Consider the following 19,105-nt stretch of genomic DNA (forward strand, 5'->3'; position numbering starts at 1 on the left):
CGTTGAACGGAGACACCATGCTCCCGGTGTCTCCGTTCCGGTCCGGTTTCGATGTACTTTGCGTGCACATGTGTTGATGTTCTTCTTGTTATGGATTGAAGGGGTACAATGTCTTTGTTTAATGTGACTGAATTACGTGATGCGGCGGACTTTGTGCATCAGCATGTTGCGCCAACCCCGACGATACGTTGGCCGCTTCTGGATCGTGCAACGGGATTGTCGCTGTATGTGAAGCATGAAAATCACACCAAACTGGGTGCCTTTAAAGTCCGTGGTGGTTTGACATTCTGCCGATATCTGGGGAATTCCGTTGATGTGAGCCGCGGGGTGATCAGTGCAACACGCGGCAATCATGGACAAAGCATTGCACACGCTGCCAGCCGCTTTGGTATGGCTGCGACCATTGTCGTGCCGCACGGTAACTCGATCGAGAAAAATGCCGCCATGCGGGCATGGGGAGCCGAGGTCATCGAACACGGCGATGATTTTCAGGAAGCTGCTGAATTTGCTGCCAAGCATGCCACGAACGAAGACCTTGTAATGATCCCACCCTTTCATCGCGAACTTGTGCGCGGAGTGGCAACCTATGGACTTGAATTGTTTGATGCCGTTTCGGGGCTTGATCGCGTTTACGTGCCAGTTGGGATGGGATCGGGGATTTGTTCGCTGATTACGGCGCGTGATGCCCTTGGACTTGAGACTGAAATCATCGGTGTTGTCGCCAGCGGCGCGGATGCAATTGCCCAGTCGTTTAAGGCCGGTAAGGTTGTTGAAACGGCGGCTGCGCGTACCTTTGCCGATGGGGTGGCGTGTCGCAGTCCGAATCCGACTGCCCTTGATATCATCCTAAAGGGGGCGGCGGATATTGTAACGGTCGGTGAAGAACAAATTCGTGACGCCATGCGACTTTATTTCAGTTCGTGTCACACGGTGGCAGAAGGTGCAGGTGCTGTACCGCTGGCCGCGGCCATTGCCGGGCGCGACGACAATATCGGCAAAAAAGTCGCCGTCATTTTGACCGGCGCGAACATTGATCGGGCTGAATATGCCCGAATTCTAGCAGGAGATATCTGATGAACCGCGTCGAAAACCGTGCCGAAAGCAGCCCCACTGCCGATACAGCACGTCATCTGATGTTTGATGACCTTGAAAAGCTTGGCCGTATTCTTGTGCAAACAGGGGACGTCGCACACAGCTTTGTTCAAGGCGCGGATGACATGGATGCGACATGCCGCGACTTTTCTGCATTTGACCCTTCGCGCCCACTACCGCAGAAAGGTCGCGGCACACTCGATGCGTTGCGCGCAGTGCAGGATGAAATTCTGCCACTGCTAGCAGCCTCAATTGGTCCAAGATATCTTGGTTTTGTGACCGGCGGCACGACGCCAGCAGCCCTTGTCGGCGATTGGCTTGCCGGGGCCATCGATCAAAATGCCACTGGACCAGAAGGATCGGTAAATGCCGCCGTCGAAGAACAGGTCATCAATTGGTTGTGTGAAATTGCCAGCCTGCCAGCAAAGAAATTTGATGGCGTTTTAACAACCGGGGCCACCGTATCAAACCTTTTAGGGTTGGTCACAGGTCGCCAATGGTGTGGTGAAAAAGTTGGTGTCGATATTGACGCGGACGGTGCGGTTGCTTTGCCCGATTTGGAGCTTCTTGCCGCCAGCCCGCACGCCAGCATGGTCAAGGACCTTTCGATTGCCGGGATTGGACGGAACAACTTTACCAAGGTTGCGACCCTTTCCGGAACAGAGAAAACCGATGTTGATGACCTTAAAGCCAAGCTTGCTGCCAGCGATGCACGCGGTAAAATCGTGATTGCCTCGTCCGGGACGGTTAATGCGACGGACTTTGATGATTTGACTGTCATTGCAGATCTTTGTGCGGCCTATGGCGCGTGGCTGCATGTTGACGCCGCATTTGGAATGTTTGCCGCCCTTGATGATCGGAGGTCACACCTTTTGGCGGGCCTTGATCGGGCAGACTCGATTACGTCCGATGGGCATAAATGGTTGAACGTTCCTTATGATTGCGGAATTTTCCTGACCCGTCATATCGGCGTTTTGGAAAAATGCTGCCGGGCGTTTGCGCCGTATCTCGACACCAAGGCCGAAGGCAACATGTATATCAACCGCGGGGTGGAAAATTCGCGTCGGTTCCGAGCCTTGCCGCTTTGGGTGTCGATGCAGGCCTATGGCCGCGAAGGATTTGCCGGGATCATTCGTGCAAACTGTGACCAGGCAGCCGATCTTGCCGCGTGGGTTCGAACCCATGAAAAGCTTGAACTGCTTGCCGAGCCCAAATTGAATGTCACAATGTTTGCCAGTCTTGGATCGGATGATGACAATCGTGCCTTGCTCGCGCGGATCAATGCAAGCGGTAAACTGTTCCTCACGCCAACGGTATATGGCGGGCGGTTTGGTTTTCGCGCGGCATTTAGCAATTGGCGGACGCAGGACTATGATCTTGTCATTATCAAGCAGGCAATTGACGCTGTGTTGTAATGCTGCGGTGTTATAATAGGCTGCTATATATCGGAAAACAGTACTGTTTCAGGAAGTGACGATGACGACCAAGAATTTGCCCATCTATCAGATTGATGCCTTTAGCGACGTTTTGTTTGCCGGTAATCCGGCGGCTGTTGTGCCGCTGTCGACATGGTTGCCTGATGACGTGCTTCAGAAAATCGCAATGGAAAACAATCTGTCGGAAACGGCGTTTTTCGTGCCGGTTACGGCAGGGGGAGCAGATTTTCACATTCGCTGGTTCACTCCGACAGTTGAAGTTCCGTTGTGCGGGCATGCGACCCTTGCGAGCGCCTATGTGATTTTTAATCAGCTTGGGTTTGAGGGCGATATTGTCCGTCTTCAAAGCAAAAGCGGCATTCTGACTGCCCGCCGTTATTTAGATGCCATTGTTCTGGACTTTCCAAAACAGCCGATTGTGCCAGAAACAATCGCAGATGATGTGATTGCGGCCCTTGGTGGCGATACGCCGATGGAAACATTTGGCGTGGCAAGTCGCGATACTGATCTTGTTGCGGTTTATGACGATGCGGCGATTGTTCGTTCGATGACGCCCGATATGTCACTCTTGGCCAAGCTTGCTGATCGTGGGGTTATCGTGACGGCACCGGGGGACAAGACCGGGCTTGATATGATTTCACGCTATTTCGTGCCGGCCATTGGCATCAACGAAGACCCGGTGACGGGATACATGCACTGTGTTGTCGCACCGTATTGGGCAGACAAGCTCGGTCAGGACGATGTTGTCGGTTATCAGGCATCCGCACGTGGTGGTGTCGTTGCCTGCAAGGTGGTTGGTGATCGGGTGCATCTTACGGGGGAGGCGATGCTGTACCTAAAAGGTGAAATCACCGTTCCAGCCTAATTGGTTGAGAATGTCGAATATGAATTTCGCGAAACGGGCATCTAGTGAGGGTGCCCGTTTTTTGATGCGGATATCGTGAGGATTTACCTGTATTTTGGTAATCGTGCGACTACCGATTAATCCGCATTGCGCTGGTTTCGGTTTGTTTTTTATTGACCACGGTATGGGGCTTTCGTCTAAGTAATGGGAAAATACGATGATTGCGGCAGGGCCAGACGGGAAAATCCACTGGTCTGAAACCGCATGGGTTTGCAATAGCAGGGGAAGATAGATCGTGATCGAAAGTGTTGTCGCCAGTTCTGCAACACCAATGCAGATGTGGGTGGTTCTGGCACTTGTTGCTGGGTCGCTTGTTCTGTATGGGCTGGAGCGTATTTCGCTCGAACTGACCAGCATGGCGCTGATCGCGACCCTGTTGTTGTTCTTCAACTTCTTCCCACTTGCCGATGCCAATGGCGACAACATGATGGGGGCGGCAACCATCATGTCCGGCTTTGCCAATCCGGCATTGTTGACAGTGCTGTCGTTGCTCGTGGTCGGGCAGGGCATGGTTCTGACCGGTGGGGTAAGTTATATCGCCGGTCTCATTACCGAACATGGCGGCAAGCAGCCCGCTGTGGCCATCTTTATCGGCTTGTTCGTTGTGATGTTGATGTCGGCATTCCTGAATAATACCCCGGTTGTCGTTATCTTTATCCCGATCATTCAGGCGCTGTCCGAGCGTATTCAGCGATCGCCAAGTGCGCTTATGATACCGCTATCCTACGCGGCCATCCTTGGCGGGATGACCACCCTGATTGGCTCATCAACCAACCTTTTGGTGTCGAGTTCGTTGATTGAACTGGGCATGCCGCCGCTTGAATTCTTTGAGTTCACCGTCATAGGCAGTGTGTTGGCTCTGGTCGGCTTTGCCTATGTTTTGTTCGTTGCGCCGCGACTTTTGCCGGCACTGGCCTCCATGAGCAGCAAGCTTGCCAACCCTGATAGCAGTGGCAAACAGTTCATTGCCCAAATCACGGTCGGTCCTGCATCGCAAATGATCGGAACGCGTCCGGTTGCCGGGTTCTTTAAAAACTTGCCCAACATCACCATCCAAATGATCGTGCGCCGCGAACATGCCGACTTGCCACCATTCGAAGATGACATGGAAATTCAGGCAGGTGACGTTTTGGTGGTGGCCGCCACGCGCAAGGCCCTTACAGAAGCGCTGCAAAAAGACCCCGGTTTGCTGCATGCTGATGCCGCAGCGGTCAGTGATAGTGGCGAGGACACACCGCAAAAGTCGACCCAGCTTCTGGCCGAGGTCATGTTGCCGCCTGGTTCGCGCCTGATTGGTTTTAACCTTGAGCAGATCGGTTTCCGGTATCAGTACAAATGCCTTGTTTTGGGCATTCAGCGCCGGTCCCGTATGATCCGCACCCAGATGACAGAAATCCGGCTTGAGGCCGGTGACGTCTTGCTGGTGCAGGGCCGTTCCGAAGATGTCGAGGCACTTCGCACAATCCGTGATGTGGTGTTGCTGGAATGGTCAACACGTGCCTTGCCCCGCCCGTTCCACGCCCGTCGTGCGGCAACGATTTTCCTGACTGTGATTGCCTTGGCGGCGACGGGAATTGTCCCGATCATGATTTCAAGCTTTATCGGTGCGGGATTAATGATTGCGTCAGGCGCGCTTAATTTGCGTCAGGCATCGCGTGCGATTGATCGCAAGATTGTTTTGATGGTTGCCGCCGCCCTTGCGCTTGGCAATGCCTTGCAAATGACCGGTGGTGCGGAATTTGTAGCTGATCAGTTGCTTGCCGCGACGCGTGGTGCACCGGCCCCTGTGATCTTGTCATTGTTCTTCCTAATCGTTGCAGCCTTTACCAATGTGTTGTCAAACAATGCCTGTGCGGTGTTGTTTACCCCGATTGGAATCGGTATGGCACAGCAACTTGGCGTGCCCCCGCATGTGTTTGCGATTGCCGTGGTAATGGCTGCAAACTGTTCGTTTGCGTCCCCGGTTGGCTATCAGACCAACCTGCTTGTCATGGGGCCGGGGCATTATCGCTTTATCGACTTCCTTAAGGCCGGGACGCCCTTGATTATACTGCTTTGGGTGACCTTCAGCCTGTTTGCGCCCTGGTACTACGGTATCCCGTTTTGATCTGGGGCTTCACGCAATAGCAACCCTCAATGACTACCCGGGTCAGCCATGCAAATTTGGCTGGCCCGTTTGTGGTGATGGCGTTTGACTTTTGCCTTCGTCTCAATAGGATCAGCCCCGTAATTTGATCTGAAATAATCCATCCAGATCGTTCTTCTTGCTCAGGAATATGCCGATGGCCCAGAATGCTGTAAACGCCAAGCCCGTCCTTCGTCCTGCCAGTCCGAACTTTTCATCGGGTCCGTGTAAAAAGCGTCCCGGTTGGTCCGCAGATGCGCTTGAGACAACCGTGCTCGGTCGTTCACATCGTTCGAAGCTGGGTAAACAACGCATGGAAGAGGTCATTGACCGTTCACGCGCAATCCTGAACCTTCCTGATGATTATTTGCTCGGCGTTGTGCCCGCGTCCGATACCGGGGCGGTGGAAATGGCGCTTTGGTCGATGCTTGGCGCGCGCGGTGTGGATATGCTGGCGTGGGAAAGCTTTGGCGCGACATGGGTCACCGATGTGATCAAGCAACTGAAGCTTGAGGATGTCCGAACTCTTGAGGCCGATTACGGCACGTTGCCCGATCTCAATACAGTTGATTTTGACCGCGACGTGGTTTTCACCTGGAACGGAACGACCGCTGGGGTACGTGTGCCCAATGGTGACTGGATTGCCGATGATCGCAAAGGGTTGACCATTTGCGATGCGACGTCAGCGATTTTTGCTATGGAACTGCCGTGGGATAAACTCGATGTTGTGACCTATAGCTGGCAGAAAGTTCTGGGCGGTGAGGGTGGTCATGGTGTGATCATCTTGAGCCCGCGTGCCGTCGCGCGTCTTGAAAGTCATGTGCCAGCCTGGCCAATGCCAAAAGTTTTCCGCATGACCAAGGGCGGGAAACTGATTGATGGCATCTTCCGGGGCGAAACCATCAATACCCCGTCGATGCTTGTGGTCGAAGACGCGATTGATGCCTTGAAATGGGCTGAGGACATTGGTGGACTTGAGGGTCTTTTGAAACGGACTCGGGCGAACCGTGCGTATCTTGATGCTTGGTTGGCGACTAGCGACTGGGCCGCAGACCTGGCAGCGGACCCGGAAACGGCGTCAAACACGTCGATGTGCATCAAAATCGTCGATCCGTGGGCGTTGTCATTGTCTGATGACCAGCAAGCAACCTTGCCCAAGCGCATTTCACAGATTTTGGAAGCCGAAGACATTGCAATGGACATCAATGGCTATCGCGATGCGCCCCCGGGCTTGCGAATTTGGGGTGGGGCAACGGTTGAACCCGACGATGTAAAGGCTCTTTTGCCATGGCTTGATTGGGCATATTTGTCTGTAAAAGCTGAAATTCAGACTGGATAAGACGTATTTCGTACGTATTATTTGCGTTTTAGGACTTTTCCCCGTTGCCCTGTCCGGCACAAAGCGGTAGTAACCGCTACCGGATAGTGAGCCATGACCAAGATCAGGCTGCCATCAACTTGAATTTGCGCGCCCAGTCCGGAAAGCACACAAAATGACCGAACTCGCCAGGAAAGCACTTTTGCCCGCCGGCCTGCAGGATGTCCTGCCAGGAACCGCCGCACGGGAAGCTGAAATCCGTGAAAAGCTGATGGCCAGTTTGGCTCATGCAGGCTATGACCGGGTGAAAACCCCGTTGGTCGAGTTCGAGGAAAGCCTTCTTGAAGGTGCTGCCCCCGAACTTTCCACCCAGACATTTCGCCTTATGGATCCCGAATCACGCCGCATGATGGGTGTCCGGTCCGATATGACCCCGCAGGTTGGTCGAATTGCTGCAACCCGATTGGTTGATGCACCGCGTCCGCTGCGCCTGTCGTACTCGGGTGATGTTCTGCGGATCAAAGGATCGCATTTGCGTCCGGAACGTCAGTTCGCCCAGGTTGGTGCCGAACTGATTGGCGTATCAAGTGCCGCAGCCGATACCGAGATTGTTCTTTTGGCCCTCGAAGCCCTTGATCGCATCAATGTGCCATTTGTTTCGGTTGACCTGAATTTGCCGACTTTGCCCGTACGTCTGTTTGATGCCTTTGGCGTTAAGGGCGATCAGCGTGAGGCGCTCATTGAGGCGCTTGAGCGTCGTGATGTCGCCGCCCTTAAGGGGATTGATGGCAAGGTGACAGATGTTCTGGTGGCCTTGCTTGAGGCGGCAGGCCCTGCCAAAACCGCATTGCCAAAACTTAAAAAACTCGAATTGCCGCTTGGCGCGTCTGATGAGCTTTATCGCCTGATTGATGTTGCCGAACGCGTTCTGGCATCCGGGCTTGATGCGGCATTGACGATTGATCCGGTTGAAATGGCCGGTTTCCGGTATCAAACCGGCGTCAGCTTTACCCTGTTTGCCAAAAATGTTCGTGGTGAAATTGGCCGGGGTGGTCGTTACCGTGCCGGGGGGGCTTCCGGCGAAGCCGCAACCGGTATGTCGCTTTATATGGACAGTATCCTGCGCGGCTTGCCGGATGGTGACGCGATCGTGCGTGTTTACCTTCCGCTTGGAACGCCACAGCACGAAGCACGTCAGCTGCGTCTGGATGGTCATTACACGGTTGCCGCCCTTGAAGGGGCGGCAGAAGCCAAAACAGAGGACGGCGCACGCGTTGAGGCGCGCCGTATGGGCTGTGATTATATTTACCTTGGTGGCCAAGTCGTGCCGCTAAGCGCGTAACTTTACGAAATCTCTATCGCACAAGGAGTTTTGCGATGACCAATGTTGCCGTGATCGGTTCCCAGTGGGGGGACGAAGGAAAAGGCAAGATCGTCGATTGGCTGTCAGAACGCGCCGACGTTGTTGTTCGTTTCCAGGGTGGTCACAATGCCGGTCATACTTTGGTGATCGACGGGACGACCTATAAGCTGAGCCTTCTGCCGTCAGGCATTGTGCGTCAGAACAAGCTTTCAGTGATTGGCAACGGTGTTGTTGTTGATCCGTGGGCATTGCTGACCGAAATTGCGCGCCTGAAAGAACAGGGCGTGGATATTTCGCCGCAAAACCTGCGTGTGGCTGAAAATGCCTGCCTGATCCTGCCTCTGCATGGCAACCTCGACCGTGCCCGCGAAGCTGCGGCTTCGGGTGACAACAAGATCGGCACGACCGGTCGTGGTATTGGCCCGGCATACGAAGACCGCGTTGGTCGCCGTGCGATCCGTGTTGGTGATCTGGCCGATGAGGATTTGCTTGAAGCCAAGGTCGAAAACCTTCTGACCCATCACAATGCGCTTTTGCGCGGTTTGGGCCAGCCGGAAGTCGATGGCGCCGAGTTGCTGGCACAGCTTAAAGAAATCGCACCGAAAATCCTGCCGTTTTCTGACACGGTTTGGAAATCGCTGAACCAGTTCAAGGAAGCTGGGAAGCGTATCCTGTTTGAAGGTGCGCAAGGTACGATGCTTGATATTGATCACGGCACGTATCCGTTTGTGACCTCATCAAACACTGTTTCTGGGCAGGCGGCTGCTGGTTCAGGCATGGGGCCATCGGGTGTTGGTTATGTTCTTGGGATCACCAAGGCATACACCACGCGCGTTGGCGAAGGTCCGTTCCCATCCGAACTATTTGACGAACACGGTACGCGTCTTGGCGAACGTGGTCATGAGTTCGGTGTTGTGACCGGTCGTAAACGCCGCTGTGGCTGGTTTGATGCCGCACTTGTCCGTCAGTCGGTCAAGGTCAACGGCATTACCGGTATTGCGCTGACCAAGCTTGACGTTCTTGACGGGTTTGAAGAAATCAAGATCTGCACAGGCTATGACATTGATGGCACGATCTATGATCATTTGCCCGCAAACCAGCGTCTGCAGGCCAAAGCCAAACCAGTTTATGAAAGCATCGAAGGCTGGTCAGATACCACGATGGGGGCACGCAGCTGGGCCGACCTTCCGGCAGCGGCGATCAAATATGTCCGTCGTATTGAAGAGCTGATTGAAGCACCGGTTGCGTTGCTTTCGACCAGCCCGGAACGTGACGATACCATTCTGGTGCACGACCCGTTCAGCGGATAATATTAAGATTTGTGCCATGCACTGCAAAAGCCACCAGTCTCGCTGGTGGCTTTTTGCGTTCTAGATGAAAGACTTGCTGGCACGCTTAGCCATGCCGACGGCTTATAACCGCTTGCTACGGTGTGATATCAGAAGTATCGTTTTATCAACCTTTTGAGGGTAGCGTATTGATCGTCCCGTCAGGCAGACATTTGGTCAATGCGATGCTGCCACTCAGGGAATGATGCAGTCGGTAATGAATATCGGGATCATGGCAGAGCAAGCGGAAGACCAGAAACAGGACGCTTCAAACGACGCTGGGCAAAAACCAGAGATGGACAAGCCCGGCGGTGGTGCGCCTGTGGACGAAACCGCGGATGCCAAAGCCAATCTGGAAGAAGAAATTTCGACTGGCGGTAAAAATCTGGAAATCGGTAATTTCCGTGTCTTCACCGATTTGCGTTTACCTGAATTTGATATGGGCCATTGTAAGGCCTATGCCGCAGATAACCTGCGCCGGAGCGAGGGCAATGCATTTGCGCTTGTGACTGACCCGGTTTTGCCGACACGTTATGATTTGATCAAGTTTCTGTCTGGCGTTCATATGGCGGGCCAGATTGATCTTCTTGATAGTGCTATCGCTCATTGGCCGATTTTCGGGCGTAAAACCATGGTGCTTTTCTTTGAAAAGCCAAAGGGTGGCCACGTTATCGTTTCTTCTGGCAAGCAGCGATCAATTAATGAACAAGACATCGCCGCATCGGTGGTCGAGCCACTGATGAATGTGCTTCAGGCACTTGGCGAGAAAGGGCTTACACACCGTGCGGTCCGGGCGACCAACCTTTTCTTCGGCGATCCGGAGGGGGGTAAAGTTATTCTGGGGGATTGTGCTTCGGGTCCCCCTGGTTATGACCAACCATTGGTGTATGAAACGACTGCACGCATGGCCGCAGACCCTGCAGGCCGTGGTGTCGGAACCTTGAGCGATGATCTTTATGCGCTGGGCATGACCCTTGCTGAATTGGCAATTGGGCGTCGGCCATTGGCGAATATGACCGATCAGGAAATCATGGACATTAAATTGTCCAAGGGATCGTTCCAGGCCATCGCGTCACAAGAAAAACTCCCGCTTATCATGATTGAACCTGTACGCGGATTGCTGTGCGACGACCCCGAAGAACGTTGGGGCTTTGCTGAATTGCACGCATGGCTTGACGGGCGTCGTACCAAGCCGGTTCAGGGAAATACGGAAAAGCGTGCTGCGCGATCACAAAATATTTCTGGCAAGGATTACTACACTGTGCGCGCCCTTGCCCAAGGGGTTGCCAAAAACTGGGTAAATGCTCTGACACCTTTGCGCGATGGCACGGTGGAAATCTGGTTGCGCCGGGGGCTTGGTGACAATGATCGGGCAAAAGCCATGGCCGATGCCATGCGCCAATTACAATGGGCAGGTGCGGATAAACGATCAGCCGAGGAAGTTCTTGTTGCTCGGTCGATCCTCATCCTCGATCCGAGCGGCCCTGTTCGTTACAAGGGCTTTTCGGCGATGGTCGATGGGTTTGGTAATATGCTGTCTTATGATGTGCAGCATGGCAGCGGCCCGCAGCGTTTTTCCGATGTTATTGTGCGCGATATTCCTGCTTTCTGGTTTGGCCGCCAGGAAGGCTACAGCCCTGAAGTGCAACGGCTTCAAAGTGCATATAAAAACCTGCGCTACTACATTCAGCAAAAAAGTGCCGGATATGGGTATGAAAGATGCCTGTATTCGATGGTGCGGAACCAACATTGCCTAAGTCCGATGATCGAACAGGAATATGTTGTTGATATCGCGCAATTGTTGCCTGCGTTGGAAAAGGCTGCTGAGAATGTATCGGACGATGCATGGCCGGTAGATCGTCACATCGCAGCCTTTATCGCGACACGCCTCGAAGATGATGTTGAAGGCCAGTTGATGGCGATGCAAAATCCGTCTGACGAGGTTGAATATAGCCGTGCGATCATCAGTATGTTGGCGGTTGTTCAATGGCGTCACGGGCCGGACAATTTGCAGAACTTGTCGCACTGGGTCGCACGTCTGATGGAGCCTGCTGTGAAGGTCTTCCACAGCAAGGCACGTCGTGAACGTGTTGAAACCGAAATTCCGAAACTGGCGAAGCGCGGCAACCTTGTCGAACTTTACAACCTGATCAACGATGAACAGGAACGTCGTAAGGACCAGTCTGAGTTTGTCGAGGCGGTGGCGGAATATTCCGAAGCCGAAAGCGAGGTCTTTGATCTTGAATCTTCTGGCCCCGCACGTCTTGAAATGGCCGAAAAAGTCGGGCAGCAGGCAGCTGCATTCGCATCAACCATGATCGCACTTCTGACAGTGTCCGCGCTGTTTTTGATGCATATCTTTTAAGGGACTGACATGGCAGCAAGAGGCAGAAAGCCCAAAGGACGCAGCGCATTTTCCGGCTTGTCGGTTATTGCATCAGCCGTTTTGTTGTTCATGGTTGCGTTGCCGACATTCATTACACTGACGGTGGGGCTATTGCCATCCTTGGTCGCGTTCATCTTTGACCGCAGCCCGGGACGCATGATGGCGCGTTGTGTGTTTGGGTTGAACTTTTCTGGTGTGGCACCCTACATTCTTGAGCTTTGGCAAGATGGTGCACAGACTGTCGGCGGGGCAACACAACAGATTTTCCAGCCACTTGCTCTTTCAATTATGTATGGTGCGGCTGGGTTGGGCTGGTTGCTGTATCTTGCGATGCCGCCAATTGTTGCAAATGTTCTGAACCTGTCGGCTCAGCGCAGAGTTACCGAATTGCGCAAAAACCAACGCGGACTGATCAAAACCTGGGGCGATAGCCTGATCAAGGAAGTAGATCGGTCAAGCTAATTAAGCCTGCACGCAATCAAATCAACGATGTAACAAAAAAAAAGACGGCGGACAATGTCCGCCGTAGTTTTGTTTGATGGAGGGACGCGTATCAGGAACTCAACCCGAGAAGGGGTCAGTGCGGAAGATCAGTGTGAATTGATTTACGGACTTTCTCAAACGCGCGAACTTCGATTTGACGGATGCGTTCACGCGATATCCCATAAGCAACACTCAGGTTTTCCAGTGTGACCGGGCTTTCCAGCAAGCGGCGTTGTGTCAGAATGTCACGTTCACGTTCATTAAGATGCGACATCGCACTTTTGAGCATATCCATACGCTGAAGAAACTCTTCGCGTTTGCCATATGTCGTTTCCTGATCTTCTTCGTTGCTTTCGATCCAATCAAGCCATTCACCGTCACCTTCCACGCGTACCGGTGCATTTAACGAATGATCAGGACCTGCAAGGCGACGGTTCATCATGATTACTTCGTCTTCGGTAACGCTCAGCTTGGTGGCGATGAATTCGACCTGTTCTGGCTGAAGATCACCTTCATCAATAGCCTGCATCTGGCTTTTGAGTTTGCGAAGGTTGAAGAATAGTTTTTTCTGAGCAGCAGTGGTGCCCATTTTGACCAGCGACCAGGAATGAAGGATATATTCCTGAATGGCGGCACGGATCCACCACATCGCATATGTAGCAAGTCGGAAACCCTTGTCCGGGTCGAACCGTTTGACAGATTGAAGAAGACCTACATTGCCCTCAGAGATCAGCTCGTTGACGGGCAGGCCATATCCGCGATAGCTCATCGCGATTTTGGCCACCAGCCGCAAGTGGCTTGTAATCATGCGCCCTGCGGCGGCATCGTCATCGTGGTCTCGGAAGTCACAGGCGTACTGCGTCTCTTGTTCCGGTGTTAGCATCGGGTAACGGCGAATACGCTGTAGATATACAGTCAAACCATCTTGAGAAACTGTTGGAAGTGCATTTCCCTGTTTCATTGAAGCCTCCCGTTATGCTTCGAAATGGTGCGGTTTATCCCCGAGCACCTTCCATCATGCTATACATGGGTATTAGGCTCCGTCAATGGTGTTTAGACCATAAAGTCTAGTTCAACCTATCTCAATGGATAGGTTTAGGCTTTCAATAAGGGCTATAAGGTCGTCGGGGAGGGGGGCTGTCGTCGAAATAAACGTACCTGTGTTTGGGTGCACAAACCCAAGGGTTCTGGCATGTAGGGCTTGTTTATTGAATGCGTTCAAAATTTCTTGCGTTTCGAAGTTGAACTTCTGTGAATATTTATTCTTGCCGTAAACAGGATCACAGACAAGTGAGTGCCCGATATGGCTCATATGAACGCGGATTTGGTGGGTTCTACCGGTCGCGAGGCGGCATTCAACCAGTGATGCCAGCGAGTCGTCGCGTTTTTGCAGTAATTTGTATCTGGTAAGTGCGTATTTCCCCCCAGATTTCAAGACCGTCATTTTCTTGCGATTACGCGGACTACGCCCGATGTTTCCTTCGATTTCGCCGTCGCTTTTGGCCGGAACGCCCCACACAACCGCAAGGTATGCTCGGTCGATATTGTCTTTATCTTCGGAAAACAGGGTCGAAAGACCACGATGTGCGGCATCGTTTTTGGCAACAACCATCGCCCCGCTGGTGTCTTTATCAAGTCGATGGACAATCCCCGGGCGTCTAACCCCGCCAATCCCCGACAGGCTGTCGCCACAATGCGCGAGCAAGGCATTTACCAGTGTGCCGCTTTCATTGCCTGCGGCCGGATGGACGACCATGCCGGCGGGCTTGTTGATCACCAGAAGGTCATCGTCCTCATAAAGCACATCAAGCTTGATATCTTCGGCTTCGGGCAGGGCCGCTTCAGCAGGTGGGATCGTAAGGACGAATTTATCGCCGTCTTTGACCTTTCCCGACATTTTCAGAACGGTTTGATCATTTTGCAAAAGATGCCCGTCTTCAATCAGGGACTTGATCCGGGAACGCGATTGTTCCGGCCATGCATCAGCCAGAACCCTGTCAAGACGTGCACCTTCATCCGCGGACGTGGCGGTATGTTCAAGGATCTCTGTACTCTGATCGGTTTCGTTCATCTGCCAAATATGTGTTGTTATGCCATGCAAGGCGACATCACTATGACGTCAGGGCAGGCGTGATACCTTTGTTTTGCAGGTTTTAGCGCGTCTGACGTGTAATGCAATCAAATGAAATGTGGTGACAGACTTTTAATCATGCTTGATCCGCATCACAATCACGGATCAATCCCATTTTGGGAACTTGCAATTCGTTGACCATGGCGCTATGGCGTTGACATACGTTTTGCGTGACCAGTTTCACAAGGTCGAAAATGCAGCGATCACACAGTTTTATCGGTTGGAAATACGATGCGTATCGTTAAGGTTTTAGTTCTTTTTATGGGGGTGCTGATTGTTGTCGGCATTGGTCTGGTGGCCTATGGGCTGTCCCTTGATAAGAACGCAGATGATCCAAAAACGACATCGGTTTCACCCGCAACCCCGTCTGTTCCTTTGGCGGGAGATGCGGTGTCATCAAATTCGGCACCAGTCGTGCCCTCTGTTTCGCTGTCTGCATTTGGCGATATTGCGGTTGATATGGCCCCCGGCGAGAAACTTGTTAGCTATTCACGTCAGGGCAACGATGTGACCCTGCATATCGAGGGAGATGAGGGCAACGCTTCACGCCTTGTCATCGTATCGATTGAGAAAAAAAAGGTTCTGGGGCGTATCCTGCTTGGATCATCCGCGCAGTAGGCGGCCATTCGGGCCAATCAAAAGGAAAACAATGCATGGGGGGGCAGGGCAGTGAACAGAACCGGCAGAACCAAAACCGGGTTTACTTTTCGGCACGCCTGCATGGAGAAATTCGTGATCTTTGCGCCCTGCATTGGCCTGAGGAAACTTGTGGCCTTCTGATTGCGTCAAACGCCGTTCCTGATCGCGTTCAGCGCGTGGTTGTTGCCCGAAATGTTGCTGATGAACCGCAAAAGACCTTTGAAATTGATCCGCAAACCTTGATTGATACCCACCGGACCGTCAGGGAAACCGGCGAGGAAATTGTCGGCTGTTTCCATTCCCATCCGAACGGCAACGCCTTACCATCCAATACCGACCGGGATCGGGCCGATGAACACGCATTCTTGTGGTTGATCGTCGCGACCAACCACACCGGCGCACTGGCCAGTGGCATGTATCGTATCATTCATCAAAAAATGATCGATGCCGATAGTGGTGAAAACATCCGCTATTTCCAGCGCTGCAAACTGATTGAACAAGATATCTGATCAAGGAAACGCAGGCGATTTGATCGGTGCGCGCATGGGCGGGGGATCGTTCTAGGCTTTCAGCGCGCCAGAATTTTTCGCCTGCTCTGCCGGTGTCCAATGCTGGGTCATCACATGTGCAAGTGCACGAACAAGAGCCCGCTCAACTTTACCGTCATCGGCCATCTTCATCAGAATGGAGATGGATTTTTCGATGCTGAAAGGTGGCTTGTAGGACCGGTCTTCGAGCAAGGCGCCCATGATGTCACATATGGTTAAAATGCGCGTTAGATCAGGAATTTCGGGCGCCGACAGGCCATCGGGATAGCCACTGCCATTGAGATATTCATGATGATGCCGCACACCATGCAGGATCAACGGATCAATATTTCCCTGAGAAGATAGCTTGTTATATCCATCCATCGGGTGACGCTTGACGATGTCAAACTCATCCGCAGTCAGCTTCCCAGGTTTGTCGAGGATCTCCTCGGGGATCCAAACCTTACCGATATCATGTAAAAGACCCGCCTGGGTCAGCTTGGCAATGTCTGAATTGCTCATGCCGGTGTTTTGCGCAAATGCACAGGCAATGCCGGTCACCAGCAGAATATGCTGGAATGTGGATTGGTGATAAACCCGGACTGTGCTGAGCCATTCTGAAATACCGAGATCAGCAATCGAGGCCGCAATGTTCTTACCAGCTTCGCTTATTTTATCGATATTGACCGGTGTGTCGTCTTTGGCCTCGTCAAAACTGTCCTGAATGGCTTGGGCACCGGCTTGTGCTGCGGTAATGGCTGTTTGCCCGGTCATGCCCAAGGCAACGCGGCGTTCTTCAATATGTTTGGCCAATACCTTTTCGGTGATTGGCTTGGTGATGGTCTTTCTGGCTCCCAACGCGGTTGCCTGTAGTTCGTCTTGCAAATCGTTTTTGCCAATGGCAAAGATCTGATCCGAACCACGTTGCGATACTTTGCGAAATTCGCGCAATCGGGCGACCATTTCCGGATTCCGAAGGTCGACATCAACCAACAAAATCATCGTGCTGCCCGGGATTGGCTTTTGCGGATCAAGCAAACGTACCCCGAACCCCATAAGTGCTGATGGCAACATATGGCGGTGTTCTTCGTCGCAGAGGACATGGATAATGTTCTGTCTGTCGTTCACCGCGGCCCGCTATTTAAAGTGTTACCTTTGTTATTCCTGTCGACTTATACCTGTATGAGATGAAATTCAACTATAAGCATTTATTCATGTTATCGAGACAATGCGGAAATAACTTGATCTCGGTCAATCAATCCCACCCGATTGTCATCTCGATCCATTACTGAAATGGTCTGTCCGGTTTTGAGTGATATGCTCACGATATCCTCAAGCCGTGTGTCGTCGCGAATGACAGGCGTATTACTGTCATCCTCAGATCGGTCTGACCCGGGTGTTAAACGCTGCATGACGCTTCGGGCCTGCAGCACACGCCCCCGGTTCACATCACGGGTAAAGTCTTGCACATAATCATCGGCGGGATGAAGGATGATTTCCTCAGGCCGTCCGACTTGCACCAGTTTGCCGTCTTTCAAAATTGCGATCCGGTCGCCGAGTTTAAGTGCCTCGTCGAGATCATGGGTGATAAATACAATGGTTTTATGAAGCTCTGCCTGAAGCTTCATCAACTCGTCTTGCATGTCGCTGCGAATAAGCGGATCAAGGGCCGAGAAAGCCTCGTCCATCAAAAGAACTTCCGGGTCGGTCGCAAGCGCGCGCGCAAGACCAACACGCTGTTGCATGCCCCCTGAAAGTTGATCGGGGAATTTGGCTTCGTATCCGGCAAGTCCAACTCGCTCAATCCATTTTGATGCGGCGACCTCACGGGATTTACGGTCTGTACCCTGAATTTCGAGGCCATAGGCAACGTTATCCATCACATTGCGATGTGGTAGCAGTCCAAACCTCTGAAACACCATGCCAAGCCGTTTGCGCCGAAACGCATTCAAGGCCGGAATATCCATCGCAAGGATATCCTCACCGCCAAAAGAAACGCTTCCCACCGTTGGGTCAATCAGGCGGTTTAAGTGTCGGATCAGGGTTGATTTCCCCGATCCGGAAAGACCCATGACGACAAAGGTTTCCCCCTGTTCAATCGACAGGGAAACATCATGCAGGCCAACCGTATGTCCTGTTTTGGCAAGGATTTCATCCTTATCAGAACCGGCCCTTGCCAGTTCAAGGGCCCCCTCGGGATCAGGGCCAAAGATTTTGAAAATATTGCGGATTTCGATATAGCTCATCACACGTCCTCCGCATGGCTGCGTTGTGATCGTTTGCCATAAGCCTGTCCGATCCGGTCAAACACAACCGCCAGCAATACAATCGCAATCCCGGCTTCCATGCCGGCCCCAACGTCCAAGCGCTGAATGCCCATCAATACCTGCTCGCCAAGGCCTCGTGCGCCAATCATCGATGCGATCACCACCATTGAAATCGACATCATCGTGGTTTGATTGATTCCGGCCATGATATTGGGAAGTGCTAATGGCAACTGGACGCCAAACAGGATTTGTTTGCGGCTTGCGCCAAACGAGCGCGATGCTTCGATGACCTCCTGATCGACAAGGCGAATGCCCAAATCGGTTAGTCGGATGACCGGTGGTGCGGCGTAAATAACCGTGGCCAAAATGGCAGGAACCTTGCCCAAGCCAAACAGCATCAGGGCAGGGATCAGGTACACAAAGCTAGGCATGGTCTGCATGGTATCAAGCACGGGCAACATGATGGCCCTTAGACGGTTTGACATCGCCATGGCAATGCCGACTGGGACCCCAATAATCACTGAAAGCGACGTGGCAACAATCATAAGGGCCAAGGTCTGCATCGCCTTGTCCCAAAGGCCAAGTGTGCCAATGGCAAACATCGCAATCACAAGGCCGGCCGCCAGTTTCCAGTTCTTGCTGGCATGCCACGTGATCGTGGCAATCGCAATCAGGACAACCCACCACGGGGCGCCGCGTAAAACTTGTTCCAACGCGACCAGCACCGTTAGCAGGCTATCGGCAAAGGCCTCAAACGCCGCACCATAATTGATCACCAGCCAATCAACGAACTGATTGACCCATTTGCCCAACGGCACATTCAACTGTTCTGGAAACATGATGGCGCTTTGCCCGATTTGCTCAATAAATCAACGAGCGGAAGAGCCTAACAAGATCAATCTCGTAACACACGGTTAAAATGACCGAGCAAGGTGCTCCTGCCAGACGCTCCTGACAGCAAGGTGAGGGTGATAGGTTGTGTTCAGTGAAGCGTTAGGGAATGCAAACCTGCAATCAAGAGGCAGAAAGCGAATTTATCGAAATAATTTTAATTGATATCTGTGTGGTAATTCCCACGTCCATACTTGTTTGTATTCATTGATGAA

At 52.6% G+C, this 19,105-nt stretch carries 16 protein-coding genes; 11 read left to right on the forward strand and 5 right to left on the reverse strand.

Annotation, left to right across the window (positions count from 1 at the left end; translation table 11 throughout):
- Window positions 1–108: 108 nt before the first annotated feature.
- The 9 genes from K355_RS0102850 to K355_RS0102890 all read left to right on the forward strand — a co-directional run bounded on the left by K355_RS0102850 (window position 109) and on the right by K355_RS0102890 (window position 12,414).
- Window positions 109–1,074, forward strand: coding sequence for a threonine dehydratase (locus K355_RS0102850; protein ID WP_022730603.1), 966 nt, complete (start codon window positions 109–111; stop codon window positions 1,072–1,074).
- Window positions 1,074–2,507, forward strand: coding sequence for a pyridoxal phosphate-dependent decarboxylase family protein (locus tag K355_RS0102855; protein ID WP_022730604.1), 1,434 nt, complete (start codon window positions 1,074–1,076; stop codon window positions 2,505–2,507). The genes K355_RS0102850 and K355_RS0102855 overlap by 1 nt, the downstream gene beginning before the upstream one ends.
- Before the next feature lie 61 nt (window positions 2,508–2,568).
- Window positions 2,569–3,393 (forward strand): PhzF family phenazine biosynthesis protein, encoded by an 825-nt coding sequence (locus K355_RS0102860; RefSeq protein ID WP_022730605.1) that lies wholly within the window; start codon window positions 2,569–2,571, stop codon window positions 3,391–3,393.
- Between the two features lie 274 nt (window positions 3,394–3,667).
- Entirely contained in the window at window positions 3,668–5,539 is a 1,872-nt protein-coding gene (locus tag K355_RS0102865) for an SLC13 family permease (protein ID WP_022730606.1), read from the forward strand.
- 175 nt (window positions 5,540–5,714) lie between these two features.
- Entirely contained in the window at window positions 5,715–6,896 is a 1,182-nt protein-coding gene (locus K355_RS0102870) for a phosphoserine transaminase (RefSeq protein ID WP_022730607.1), read from the forward strand.
- 154 nt (window positions 6,897–7,050) lie between these two features.
- Window positions 7,051–8,217: an ATP phosphoribosyltransferase regulatory subunit gene (locus K355_RS0102875; RefSeq protein ID WP_022730608.1), complete on the forward strand. Its 1,167-nt coding sequence runs from the start codon at window positions 7,051–7,053 to the stop codon at window positions 8,215–8,217.
- A gap of 35 nt (window positions 8,218–8,252) precedes the next feature.
- Window positions 8,253–9,548, forward strand: a complete 1,296-nt coding sequence (locus K355_RS0102880; protein ID WP_022730609.1) for an adenylosuccinate synthase — start codon at window positions 8,253–8,255, stop codon at window positions 9,546–9,548.
- A 250-nt stretch (window positions 9,549–9,798) separates the two neighbouring features.
- The gene (locus K355_RS0102885) at window positions 9,799–11,931 is read left to right on the forward strand and encodes a serine/threonine-protein kinase (RefSeq protein WP_028791262.1); all 2,133 of its coding nucleotides are present in this window, start codon (window positions 9,799–9,801) and stop codon (window positions 11,929–11,931) included.
- A gap of 9 nt (window positions 11,932–11,940) precedes the next feature.
- Window positions 11,941–12,414 (forward strand): hypothetical protein, encoded by a 474-nt coding sequence (locus K355_RS0102890; protein WP_022730611.1) that lies wholly within the window; start codon window positions 11,941–11,943, stop codon window positions 12,412–12,414.
- A gap of 115 nt (window positions 12,415–12,529) precedes the next feature.
- On the opposite strand, the gene rpoH is transcribed toward K355_RS0102890, so the two are convergent.
- Entirely contained in the window at window positions 12,530–13,396 is an 867-nt protein-coding gene (gene rpoH / locus K355_RS0102895) for an RNA polymerase sigma factor RpoH (protein WP_022730612.1), read from the reverse strand.
- Window positions 13,397–13,507: 111 nt separating this feature from the next.
- Window positions 13,508–14,506: an RluA family pseudouridine synthase gene (locus K355_RS22950; RefSeq protein ID WP_022730613.1), complete on the reverse strand. Its 999-nt coding sequence runs from the start codon at window positions 14,504–14,506 to the stop codon at window positions 13,508–13,510.
- A gap of 291 nt (window positions 14,507–14,797) precedes the next feature.
- On the opposite strand from K355_RS22950, the gene K355_RS0102905 reads away from it, so the two are divergent.
- Both K355_RS0102905 and K355_RS24950 read left to right on the forward strand, forming a co-directional pair.
- Window positions 14,798–15,184, forward strand: a complete 387-nt coding sequence (locus tag K355_RS0102905; RefSeq protein WP_022730614.1) for a hypothetical protein — start codon at window positions 14,798–14,800, stop codon at window positions 15,182–15,184.
- Between the two features lie 35 nt (window positions 15,185–15,219).
- On the forward strand, window positions 15,220–15,714 hold the full coding sequence (locus K355_RS24950; protein ID WP_022730615.1) for a M67 family metallopeptidase: 495 nt from the start codon (window positions 15,220–15,222) through the stop codon (window positions 15,712–15,714).
- Between the two features lie 51 nt (window positions 15,715–15,765).
- Here K355_RS24950 and K355_RS22960 read toward each other — a convergent pair whose 3' ends face one another.
- From K355_RS22960 to K355_RS0102925, 3 genes are all read right to left on the reverse strand, one after another.
- Window positions 15,766–16,860, reverse strand: coding sequence for an HD-GYP domain-containing protein (locus tag K355_RS22960; RefSeq protein ID WP_147250374.1), 1,095 nt, complete (start codon window positions 16,858–16,860; stop codon window positions 15,766–15,768).
- Window positions 16,861–16,949: 89 nt separating this feature from the next.
- Complete coding sequence (locus K355_RS0102920; protein WP_022730617.1) at window positions 16,950–17,978, reverse strand: quaternary amine ABC transporter ATP-binding protein; 1,029 nt, start codon at window positions 17,976–17,978, stop codon at window positions 16,950–16,952.
- Window positions 17,978–18,838 (reverse strand): ABC transporter permease, encoded by an 861-nt coding sequence (locus tag K355_RS0102925; protein ID WP_022730618.1) that lies wholly within the window; start codon window positions 18,836–18,838, stop codon window positions 17,978–17,980. The genes K355_RS0102920 and K355_RS0102925 overlap by 1 nt, the downstream gene beginning before the upstream one ends.
- Window positions 18,839–19,105: the final 267 nt, after the last annotated feature.

Origin of the sequence: Thalassospira lucentensis MCCC 1A00383 = DSM 14000 (assembly GCF_000421265.1) — a bacterium.
GTDB lineage: Bacteria > Pseudomonadota > Alphaproteobacteria > Rhodospirillales > Thalassospiraceae > Thalassospira > Thalassospira lucentensis.